Here is a 10,734-nt window from a genome sequence, read left to right on the forward strand (position 1 = left end):
GCCATTGTCCACCATCAATTCCACCTCCATCTGACCCAATAGTAACGTTATCTCGTGCAGAAGCCCAGTTAGCTTGTTTAGAAACTTCAACATTGCTCATTCCATACTTAGCAAAAAAGCCTTTTTCTTTAGCAATAATTAAGGGGGCTGATTCCACAATGGGAATAAAACCTAGCTTGATTTTTGTAACTTCTGGAGCTTGTTCAGGGCTAATATTTGCCACGGGAACTGCTGTTGTTGCGGGTGAACTTCCCGTATTAGCAGTAGGCTCCGGTGGATTGCCTAAACATCCCTTTAAAAAGATGGTACTAGCGGCAGAAACTCCGGCTGTAATTAAAAATTTTCTGCGAGAATAACCGTTTGAAAATTGAGACATAAACCCTCCTAACAACCTGCATTTAAAACAATAGGTTGCTACTTACAAAAATAGGTTTTGTAGTAGTTAAATCATTGAGCAAAAGGGATCTAGCTTGTCCTGAAAGGCAATCAGCTAGATTAAACATCACCTTACCGTTAAGGTAACTTTGGCTAGAGCCGAATCAATGAAGAAGTCGTGTTAAGACTGTTCTTATCTATAAAGATAACAGCTTTTTACCAATACGTCACTACCTTTTAGTGTCAAGTTGTTATCTTTTCTTAAATATAGTGATCAAGTTTAGCTTATCATTCATAATTTTATTTGACAAATAATTATATTATTAATAATTTTAAGTTATGAATTGGAGTGATTTGAGGCAAAATCGGGTAATAAAACAATAGTTATGTTGTTTTAGTTGGCTAAAAACCACTGTGTCCTATCCATTGACAATAAACAATACTCAATAAAGTTGGCATAGAAAACACTCTATGAAGATAACCGTAGGGTGCGTAAGCGAGCGCGCACGCACCAATAGGCTATCAATTACAACAAACCCAACTTTTGCAAGGCGACTTCTGCGGCTCTTTTCTCCGCATCCTGTTTTCGGCGTCCTTTCCCATAACCATATACTTTGTCCGTAACCCGAACTTCTGTCCGAAATTCCTTGGCGTGATCTGGCCCAGATTCTCCGACCACGTAATATTTCGGATTTTCGCCGTGTTTTGCTAGAGCCCATTGTTGAAAACGGTTTTTACAATCAATTAAGGTTTGGGGTGTTGTTTCTGCTTGGGGAAAAATAATTTCATTGACAACAGCCGAAAATAAAGGATAAATAAAATCTCGAACTGCATCAATATTTGTATCTAAATAATAAGCACCAATATAAGCTTCAAAAGCATCACTCAGTAAAGCGGGGTTAGTTCGCCCCCCATCTCGAATGGCTCCTTTTCCTAACCGTAATAATTCCCCTAAATTAAATTGAACTGCAAATTTAGCCAGTTGTTTTTCATCGACTAATGCTGACCGTAAGCGTGTCATATTCGCTTCACTCATTTTTGCCATGTCTTCGGGATAACGTTTTGGAAATAACAATTCTCCCACTAAAAATCCTAAAACTGCATCCCCTAAAAATTCTAATCGTTCATTGTCTTCTCCCGCATTCGGATGTTCATTAATATAGGAACGATGGGTAAGCGCTTGTAGTCGCAATTGTTCGTTTTTAATTTCAGGTAGTTTGGTCATCATTATATCGAAATCTGTATAAGATTTGTGATTCAATACTGTAGGGGTTTGGTTTCCAAACCTAACCACAAAAACGGTTGGAATTAACATCACCCCTACAATAAAATATTACAACCTTGGCGCGGATTTCTATATCGAATGATAGCGATCGCAATTTCTCTAAATTCATACTAAAGTTAACTCTCCATTGCGCTCTTGAAGAATTCCTTCCTGTATTACAGCTTTTACAAATTTGCTAAATTTAGAAACGATTTTTCCATCAGGTCTGCAATATGAGACTTTGTGAGAGCTAGAAAGCTTGGGATAGTTTTTGATTAAATTACCCATTACAGAAAGAGTTGGTTGTTTCCCTTCGGCTTGAAGGATTTTAATTAAGTCAATTAAGTATTTTTTAGCTTCTTCGTAAGGAATAATAGTAGAAGAATTTAGTTGTTCTGGAGTTGCTTTAGCAGAATTAACAGAGGCTATTAACTCATTTATACTATAAGTTTCATCAACAGCTTTTTTCAAGCGTTGACTAACATTATTACCATGAATTAATATGACTTTTATTCCTAAGTTTTTTAATTCTTTAACTAAGGGTTGATAGTCTTTATCTCCTGTAATTAGAATTACTATTCTAATGCTCCTTTCTGACATTATATCATGTTTACAAACTCCCATTATTTTAATGTCAACTGCATTTTTTTCTGGGGAAGGAACATTAAAAGAATCAAAACCCTCATTAGCGATCGCCTTCTCCAATTGTTCATTTTCTTTCCGCCAGTAAGCAAAAGCTTTCTGAATCAATCTATCACCTTTTTGATTTAACCATTGATTCAAAAGTTTGATTTTTTCAGGAGAAATCCGAACATTTTGAACATCCCAATAAATTGCCAAGCGAGGTTTCATAATACCTTCTTATCTTTTAATAAGTGGATGCCTAGCATTCATAAAGTTTGTAATTCTATACCCTTCAGACCCTTAGTTTATGTGACATAAAGTATATTATTTCCCAGTCCAAAATAGAACTCGGAAACTCATACTGTCACCACCAGAGCTAACGTATTGAATTAAAACCTTAAGTTGAGAGTGGTTTTGGCTTAAGTCTCAAGGATCGGAATTAAGGATATCACCACAAATCACTAATATTCTATCTGTGTTGGTATCTCTCTCATATACTCCCTGATTCCGATACCGGAATCTGAAATATCAGCACAAATCGCTAATCTCTTAGCTATGCTGGTATCTCGTTTGTATACCTCTTAATTCCGATCAATGAGACAGAAGTCAATTTTCTGCTCAATGCTAGGTGACTCTACTCTAATCAAGCTATCTAAGAATGTCAAGTCTTTTTTGCCAAAACTTCAACTCCAACAGAGTCACGACTTCTCCGTTGGAGTCTAAAAACTTGTCATGGGGGTTGGGGGTTAGGCTGACAAAAACTAGGCTTATCCTTCAGAAAAACCCAGTTCTCAACCGCTATTTTAAAGAGAAGCCTTTTTCTTAAAACACTCAAGTTTCCTCTCAATTGAGAGGAAACTTTATTGCACCAGATTATGAATTTTCATCATGATCTTGTTCATTATTATTATTATCTTTTTTGTGGCTATTTTTACCTCCTTTACGGCCTATAGCGGCCATGTGTTCTCGATCTTGGCTGACGGCTTTACCGCCTTTACGTCCGGCTTCTCTGGCTTCTTCCGGGGTGAATTCATGAGCGCGTCCTGACTCATGGGCTGCTTTACCGCCTTTACTAGCAATCTCCCGTTGTTTTTCTTCGTCCATAGAAGCAAATCCACGTTTTTCGGTTGCCATGATTTTCTCCTTACTTTTTTGATTGACTAAACACTACTGTATCGCTCTGATTAAAGTTTACCTTCTACCAGAAGACAGAGTTAACTTCTTTCACCAATAAACTGAAAGATCGAATCAATTATCTGTTAACTTTTCCTTGAGTCAAACCGCAATAATCCGCAGAAACTCGCTATTTTGACAAATTTTATAGATTTGACGAGACCTGTGGCATTTAACCTCAGTAAAACAGCAATTTATTGAGCGGGTTAATGGGTGTTCAAGTGATTGATAAAAAGGTTGGCATTAATCCGAGAGCTTATATGATTAATTATACTGTTTTTATTTCAATTCGTGTCAAATACTTGACTGATCCTATAAACGACAGATTGATCCTAAAATTGATCATGTTAGATTGTCTCAAAAAGATCCCTGTTTTTTAAAAGATGATTTTAATTTGAGGCAAAGGATTAAGGCGGATTCAATTTTAGTTAAAGCCAACCCTATTCTATTCATACCTTCAATAGATTATAGTATAAAATAAGTCTCTCATTTTTTCCTTTCCGACTTGATTGAATAACTCATCAATCGAACTAGCATCTGCAATTAAGTTTCCTTTTTCTAAGGCAACCCATCGACCTCGATAATGTTGACGATGCTCAATCACCCAATTCAAATTTAAGGGAGTATCAGGATTAGGAGCCAATTGATAAAAGGGTAAATGAGGAGAAGCTAAAATGCGAGCATAGCGTTGAATTTTTGCATGATTGGGATAATCACGACTAGCTTGGGCAGAGAGGGTTTTAGCTTGATTAAAATTCCCTTGACTTAAGGCCCCATCAATTGCTCGAATCAATTCTTCTGGTGTATCAGAATTCATAGGGATTAAAAGCAAATAAACTTGAGCCATGAACAATTAGCAACCAGCGATTAGAATTCTAGCTAAACGTTGATAACCAACGCTCAAAGCGGGAGAAAGGCAACTCAAGACAGAAATCAGAACGTCCTAAACCTGTGCTTCTGGGTGTTGCTGTATCCAATCTTGCCACAAATCCGGGCGACGCTCACGGGTACGCTGAAGTTGCTGTTGTTTTCGCCATTGCTCAATTTCCCCGTGATTTCCTGATAATAAAACATCAGGAACCCGCATTCCTCGAAATTCAGCAGGCCGAGTATAATGGGGGTAATCGAGTAATCCCGCTTCAAAACTTTCAGCTTTGAGAGATTCCTCTTTTCCAACGGTTCCGGGTAATAATCGCACGACTCCATTCAGGAGTGCCATGGCTGGAATTTCACCTCCAGTTAGGACAAAATCTCCTAAAGACACTTCACGAGTCACTAAAGAAATAATCCGTTCATCAATACCTTCATAATGCCCACAAATCAAAACAATCTGCTCAACATTCAAGGCTAAATCACGGAATAATCCTTGGTGCATTTTTTCCCCTTGGGGAGTTAGGAAAATCACCTCTCGACGGGGAAACTGAGGTAAAGATTCAACCGCCGCATAAATCGGTTCCGGTTTCAAGACCATTCCCACACCGCCTCCATAGGGTTCATCATCGACCCGGTGATGCTTATCCAAAGCAAAATCACGAGGATTGACTAAATGAACCGTGGCAATTTCCTTCGCTAAAGCCTTACCCAAAAGGCCAGAACTCAGAGGAGAAGCAAAGAAATCAGGAAATAAAGTAACAATGTCAAAACGCACAGGATTTAGAACAAGATTAGCTGACCCTAAAGAAATTTTAAGCAAAAACTTGCACAGAAGATGTCATGCTATATGATAGTCCATAAACTTAAATATTTCTTAATTCGTATCAAAATATACTAAAATGGATCAGCTTTTTTTCATTAGCCGAAGCGAACTAAACAGGATTTCTCGAAATTCCGTCATTGGTTCCGAAGGAGTTTGGAAAACGCCGATCTGCGCTTGTTATCCCTGTTAAAAACCTGTTCTGTTTCCCTTCTGCGCCCCTGGGATAACACTCACCCCCCATCACTGGAGGACAGAGATTGAGATCCCGTGATTTCTGGCCCTGCTGTCAAGGCAGAAATCAGGCTATGGCAGAGGAAGGAAGACATTCCCCCAGGGGGACTCACCGTTGTACAGATTGATTCAAATCGATTTGTATTCATTGTAGCCAGATCGAAGTTGATCCCAACTGTTTGTAACAAGCCGTAGGTGGTGGGACACAAGCCCCTAATCTTGAACTTATTCTCATGACTAGGAGATACACTATGCAGCAGTTGACATCTCAAGCCCTTGAACACATGATTCCCCAGCAAACTAAAACCTCGATTCTCATTATTGGTGGAGCAGAAGACAAAGTTCATGGACGTGAGATTCTGCAAACGTTTTTTCACCGGGCTGGTGCTTCCAACGCCAACCTTGCCATTATTCCTTCCGCTTCCCGCGAACCCGCCATTCAAGGAGAGAGATATCGAAAAATCTTTGAGGAAATGGGGGCTAAATCCATTGAAATCTTTGATATTCGGGAACGCTATCATTGTGAAGAACCCAAGTGGCACGCCTTCTTAGAAACCTGTACCGGGGTGTTTATGACAGGCGGTGATCAACTGCGACTTTACAGTTTATTAGCCGATACCCTGCTGATGGAGAAAATTCGCAAGGGATCTCGACAAGGCCGGATGGCTTTAGCGGGAACCAGTGCGGGAGCCGCCGTCATGGGTCATCACATGATTGCGGGAGGGGGCAGTGGAGAATCTCCCAACCGTTCTCTCGTGGATATGGCCACCGGGTTAGATATTTTACCAGAGTTGATTGTGGATCAACATTTCCATAACCGTAACCGCATGGCACGACTGATTAGTGCGATCGCGGCCCATCCCGATAAAATCGGCATTGGCATTGATGAAGATACCTGTGCCTTATTTGAAGCGGAAGGGTTACTACGGGTGGTGGGTAAAGGCAGCGTAACCATTGTCGATACCCATGAAATGTCCTATACCAACTTGGTGAATGTTGGGGCCACTGATCCCCTGAGTGTGTTTAATCTCCGGGTACATATTCTGTCCTATGGCGATCAGTATAACTTCCATTCTCGTTGTCCGAGTTCTGCCCCCAGCGTGTAAACCGTTGAATGCGCTGATCTTGCTCTCGGAGGTTGCCAGGATTTTTTCCCGTGATTACGATTAGGAAATTCTAATCAAAACCTGTAAATCCCCAATGGCCTAACCTCCTAGAATTCAAGAGTTTTGGAAAAACTGTTCATAGTGAACAGTTTACAATCCCCCTTAGCTTGAAATTGAATTCATCGGACTATCACCCTGGAACATTCCTGCATCACGAACTCACGGATATGAAAATTCTTAAAATACAAACCTTAAGAGGCCCTAACTATTGGAGCATCCGACGTCACCACCTGATCGTGATGCGCTTAGATTTAGAAGAATTAACTGAACGCTATAGCTGCGATATTCCAGGATTCTATAAAGGCTTAACTTCTGTTCTTCCCAGCTTGATTGAACATCACTGTTCCCCCGGAGTTCGAGGCGGGTTCCTGAGTCGGGTGGAACGGGGAACCCTGATGGGGCATATTATTGAGCACGTTGCCCTGGAAATTCAACAGTTAGCCGGAATGAGGGTCGGGTTTGGTCGCACCCGTGAAACCTCAACTCCAGGGATTTTCCAGGTGGTGTTTGAGTATGAAAACGAACACGCCGGACGTTATGCAGGAAGGGCTGCTGTCCGATTATGTCAAAGTATTGTTGATACCGGAACCTATCCGGCGGAAGAACTCGCCCAAGATCTCGAAGATCTCAAAGAATTAAAAGCACAAGCTTCCCTTGGCCCTAGTACAGAAGCCATTATTAAAGAAGCCGAAGCTCGTGATATTCCCTGGCAACAACTGAATGCTCGATTTATGATTCAGTTTGGTTATGGTTGCTATCAGAAACGCATTCAAGCGACACTGAGTAACCAAACCGGAGTCTTAGCGGTTGAATTAGCCTGTGATAAAGAAGGCACTAAACAAATTCTGCGGGATGCAGGGGTTCCCGTTCCCAGGGGAACGGTGATTCGCTATTTTGATGAACTCCAAGATGCCATTGATGAAGTCGGGGGTTATCCCATCGCCATTAAACCCCTTGATGGTAACCACGGCCGAGGCATTACCCTCGATATTACCCAATGGGAAACCGCCGCTGCTGCCTACGATGAAGCCACTAACGCTTCTAAAACCCATAGTGTGATTGTGGAACGGTTCTACACGGGTCGCGATCATCGGGTGTTAGTGGTGAATGGAAAAGTCGTGGCCGTTGCGGAACGAGTTCCCGCCCATGTAGTTGGAGATGGTCAATTAACCATTGAGCAACTGATTGAAAAAACGAACCGAGATCCCCGTCGAGGCGATGGCCATGATAACGTCCTGACCCGGATTGTGGTCGATAAAACGGTTTTGTCGATGATGGCAGAAAAAGGTTACACCTTAGAAACGGTATTACCTGCCGGAGAAGTATGCTTTCTGAGAGCAACAGCTAATTTAAGTACCGGAGGCAGTGCCATTGACCGCACCGATGAAGTCCACCCGGAAAATGTGTGGTTATTTGCTCGCATTGCTAAAATTATCGGGCTGGATATTGCCGGAATTGATGTGGTGACACCGGATATTTCCAAACCCTTGCGGGAAGTGGACGGGGTAATTGTGGAAGTCAATGCCGCCCCTGGATTCCGAATGCACGTGGCACCGAGTGAAGGTTTACCTCGGAATGTGGCGGGGGCGGTGATGGATATGTTATTCCCCCCAGGTCAACCCAGCCGTGTGCCGATTTTAGCCGTTACGGGAACCAATGGCAAAACCACCACCACCCGTTTACTCGCCCACATCATGAAACAAACTGGGTTAGCGGTGGGTTACACCACCACCGACGGGATTTATATTGGGGATCATTTAGCCGAACCGGGAGACAATACCGGGCCCCAAAGTGCCCAAGTGATTCTGCGAGATCCGACGGTGGAAGTCGCTGTGCTTGAATCTGCACGGGGAGGTATCCTGCGGGCAGGTTTAGGATTCGATACCTGTGATGTGGGTGTGGTTTTGAATGTGTCGGCGGATCATTTGGGATTGGGGGATATTGATACCATTGAACAAATGGCCAAAGTTAAAAGCGTCGTCGCTGAGGTGGTGATGCCGAAAGGCTATGCGGTGCTGAATGCGGATGATCCGTTAGTGGTACAGATGGCAGAGCGAGTTAAAGCTCAAATTGCCTACTTTACTATGAATCCGAATAATGAGATTGTGATGCGACATACGGAATCGGGAGGGTTAGCCGCCGTTTATGAAAATGGCTATCTGTCGATTTTAAAAGGAGATTGGACGCTGAGAATTGAACAAGCGGTGAATGTTCCGATTACGATGAAGGGTCGGGCTCCGTTTATGATTGCCAATGCCTTAGCCGCTTGTTTGGCTGCCTTTGCCCAAGGGGTGAAAATCGAGCATATTCGGGCGGGTTTGTCAAGTTTTGTCGCTTCCACATCCCAAACCCCAGGACGGATGAATTTATTTAATATGGGCAACTATCACGCCTTAATTGATTATGCCCACAACCCGGCGAGTTATATGGCGTTAGGGGCTTTTGTGAAAAATTGGCCAGGGCCGAGAATTGGGGTGGTGGGTGGCCCCGGTGATCGTCGGGATGAGGATTTTGTTACTTTGGGTGAATTGGCGGCGGATATTTTTGATGAAATTATTGTTAAGGAGGATGATGACAATCGCGGTCGAGAACGCGGTTCAGCAGCCACGTTAATTACTCAAGGAATTGAACAAATTTTGTCACGAGTTCCCGATCCTCGAATTCGTTATGAAACGATTCTGAATGAAATTGAAGCGATTAATACAGGATTAAATCGGGCGGGTGAAGGAGCGTTAGTGGTGATTTTACCGGAAAGTGTTAATCGGGCAATTCAATTAATTGAGTCCCGTAACCCGATTAAGGAAACTAACCATCACTCTCCTACTCAAAGTGTGAATTCCTCAACGATCGATTTAAAACCTTCTCAGGTTTAAGTTGAGAAACTTAGTAGGGGTGTTTGATTAAAAGAAACCGGGTTTCTAATTAAGATTAATTGCCACAAATCAAGATATCTTGAGAAACCCGGTTTTTGGAGGTGATCGCAAATATCCCTACAAACCGGGTTTCTAATTCAGTTAACTGCAAGACATCAAGATATCTATAGAAACCCGGTTTCTGAAGACGATCGCAAATGCTCTAGTAGCACTGACTTATCGAGGTCTATAATTATCGTTTGTTTTTTCTGCGCGAAGGGTTGCCAAATCTTGCCAAAAACTTTCCCGTGTCACCTGTTTTAATAGGGTTTCTCTGTCTTTTGTATAGTCGCCTCTCAAATAAAAACCTATTTTCTCTAAAGCCTTAACACATTCCTTACCTGAAATTCTAGGCAATTTACTCATACCACTAACAGCACATTTTCTAAAGTCTCAACGTTTTCCAGAGGTACAGGTAAACCATCTTCTTCTAAAGCTAAAATATAGCCTTGAATTGCTTCTTTAATATTGATTAATGCTTCTTCTTGAGTTTTCCCCTGGCTCACACAACCCGGTAAACTCGGACATTCAACGACCCAGTAACCATCCTCACCGGAATAAATTGTTATTCGTCTAATCATAATCACAGTAATTAATAATATTGTTTCCTTATTTTAGAATAACAGAAATTTTTCTATATTGTAGGAGTGGCTTGGAGACAATTTTGATTAAATTACCCCCTCTTGCTAAATCCCCTAAATGCGATCGCAAATATCCCTAGAAACCGGGTTTCTCATTAAGATTAATGCCACAAATCAAGATATCTATAGTAACCCGGTTTTTGATGGCGATCGCAAATATCCCTAGAAACCGGGTTTCTAATTAAGATTAATTGCAACCCATCAAGATATCTTGAGAAACCCGGTTTCTACTACTTCAACCTAACCCTATCGTGCTTCCCACAATTTAATTGTCCTGTCAGCACTCCCACTGGCTAACGTTCGACCATCAGGACTGAACGCTACAGAGAAAACAATATGTGAATGTCCGGTGAGCGTGGTCATTTGTTGTTGACTTGGAACATCCCACAATTTGATCGTCCTCTTGCTACTCCCACGGGCTAATGTCCGACCATCGGGACTGAACGCTACAGAGAAAACGATATGTGAATGTCCGGTGAGCGTGGCTATTTCCCGTTGACTTGGCACATCCCACAATTTAATCGTCTTGTCAAAACTCCCACTGGCTAACATCCGACCATCAGGACTGAACGCTACAGAGAAGACAATATGTGAATGTCCGGTGAGCGTGGTCATTTGTTGTTGACTTGGAACATCCCACAATTTGATCGTC

11 protein-coding genes are annotated in these 10,734 nt (G+C 42.0%); 2 read left to right on the forward strand and 9 right to left on the reverse strand.

What is annotated here, in order from left to right:
* From ACKPEB_RS10390 to ACKPEB_RS10420, 7 genes are all read right to left on the reverse strand, one after another.
* A partial coding sequence (locus ACKPEB_RS10390) for an ABC transporter substrate-binding protein (protein ID WP_408964808.1) occupies positions 1–376 on the reverse strand: 376 nt, incomplete at its 3' end.
* 525 nt (positions 377–901) lie between these two features.
* Positions 902–1,603: a ribonuclease III gene (rnc, locus tag ACKPEB_RS10395; protein WP_408964809.1), complete on the reverse strand. Its 702-nt coding sequence runs from the start codon at positions 1,601–1,603 to the stop codon at positions 902–904.
* A 162-nt stretch (positions 1,604–1,765) separates the two neighbouring features.
* Positions 1,766–2,491, reverse strand: a complete 726-nt coding sequence (locus ACKPEB_RS10400) for an NYN domain-containing protein (protein WP_408964810.1) — start codon at positions 2,489–2,491, stop codon at positions 1,766–1,768.
* 645 nt (positions 2,492–3,136) lie between these two features.
* On the reverse strand, positions 3,137–3,397 hold the full coding sequence (locus ACKPEB_RS10405; protein WP_408964811.1) for a KGG domain-containing protein: 261 nt from the start codon (positions 3,395–3,397) through the stop codon (positions 3,137–3,139).
* Between the two features lie 496 nt (positions 3,398–3,893).
* Positions 3,894–4,253, reverse strand: coding sequence for a hypothetical protein (locus tag ACKPEB_RS10410; protein ID WP_408964812.1), 360 nt, complete (start codon positions 4,251–4,253; stop codon positions 3,894–3,896).
* A gap of 126 nt (positions 4,254–4,379) precedes the next feature.
* The gene (trmD, locus tag ACKPEB_RS10415; protein WP_408964813.1) at positions 4,380–5,084 is read right to left on the reverse strand and encodes a tRNA (guanosine(37)-N1)-methyltransferase TrmD; all 705 of its coding nucleotides are present in this window, start codon (positions 5,082–5,084) and stop codon (positions 4,380–4,382) included.
* A 278-nt stretch (positions 5,085–5,362) separates the two neighbouring features.
* Positions 5,363–5,512, reverse strand: coding sequence for a hypothetical protein (locus tag ACKPEB_RS10420; RefSeq protein ID WP_408964814.1), 150 nt, complete (start codon positions 5,510–5,512; stop codon positions 5,363–5,365).
* 102 nt (positions 5,513–5,614) lie between these two features.
* Here ACKPEB_RS10420 and ACKPEB_RS10425 point away from each other — a divergent pair, with 102 nt between their 5' ends.
* Both ACKPEB_RS10425 and cphA read left to right on the forward strand, forming a co-directional pair.
* Positions 5,615–6,469 (forward strand): cyanophycinase, encoded by an 855-nt coding sequence (locus ACKPEB_RS10425; protein ID WP_408964816.1) that lies wholly within the window; start codon positions 5,615–5,617, stop codon positions 6,467–6,469.
* A gap of 227 nt (positions 6,470–6,696) precedes the next feature.
* A complete protein-coding gene (gene cphA, locus ACKPEB_RS10430) occupies positions 6,697–9,402 on the forward strand; it encodes a cyanophycin synthetase (protein WP_408964817.1) in 2,706 nt (901 codons plus the stop codon).
* A gap of 401 nt (positions 9,403–9,803) precedes the next feature.
* Here cphA and ACKPEB_RS10435 read toward each other — a convergent pair whose 3' ends face one another.
* Entirely contained in the window at positions 9,804–10,022 is a 219-nt protein-coding gene (locus ACKPEB_RS10435; RefSeq protein WP_197047465.1) for a type II toxin-antitoxin system HicB family antitoxin, read from the reverse strand.
* A gap of 306 nt (positions 10,023–10,328) precedes the next feature.
* Positions 10,329–10,734, reverse strand: a 406-nt coding sequence (locus tag ACKPEB_RS10440; RefSeq protein ID WP_408964818.1) for a WD40 repeat domain-containing protein, incomplete at its 5' end; no start/stop codon positions are given.

It is taken from the genome of Planktothrix sp. (assembly GCF_046067725.1).
Classification (GTDB): domain Bacteria; phylum Cyanobacteriota; class Cyanobacteriia; order Cyanobacteriales; family Microcoleaceae; genus Planktothrix.

Excerpts from the sequence above, each read along its gene's own strand:
- rnc (WP_408964809.1), bottom strand. The coding sequence starts at position 1,603 with ATGATGACCAAACTACCTGAAATTAAAAACGAACAATTGCGACTACAA.
- ACKPEB_RS10400 (WP_408964810.1), bottom strand. The coding sequence starts at position 2,491 with ATGAAACCTCGCTTGGCAATTTATTGGGATGTTCAAAATGTTCGGATT.
- ACKPEB_RS10405 (WP_408964811.1), bottom strand. The coding sequence starts at position 3,397 with ATGGCAACCGAAAAACGTGGATTTGCTTCTATGGACGAAGAAAAACAA.
- ACKPEB_RS10410 (WP_408964812.1), bottom strand. The coding sequence starts at position 4,253 with ATGAATTCTGATACACCAGAAGAATTGATTCGAGCAATTGATGGGGCC.
- ACKPEB_RS10420 (WP_408964814.1), bottom strand. The coding sequence starts at position 5,512 with ATGAATACAAATCGATTTGAATCAATCTGTACAACGGTGAGTCCCCCT.
- ACKPEB_RS10425 (WP_408964816.1), top strand. The coding sequence starts at position 5,615 with ATGCAGCAGTTGACATCTCAAGCCCTTGAACACATGATTCCCCAGCAA.
- cphA (WP_408964817.1), top strand. The coding sequence starts at position 6,697 with ATGAAAATTCTTAAAATACAAACCTTAAGAGGCCCTAACTATTGGAGC.
- ACKPEB_RS10435 (WP_197047465.1), bottom strand. The coding sequence starts at position 10,022 with ATGATTAGACGAATAACAATTTATTCCGGTGAGGATGGTTACTGGGTC.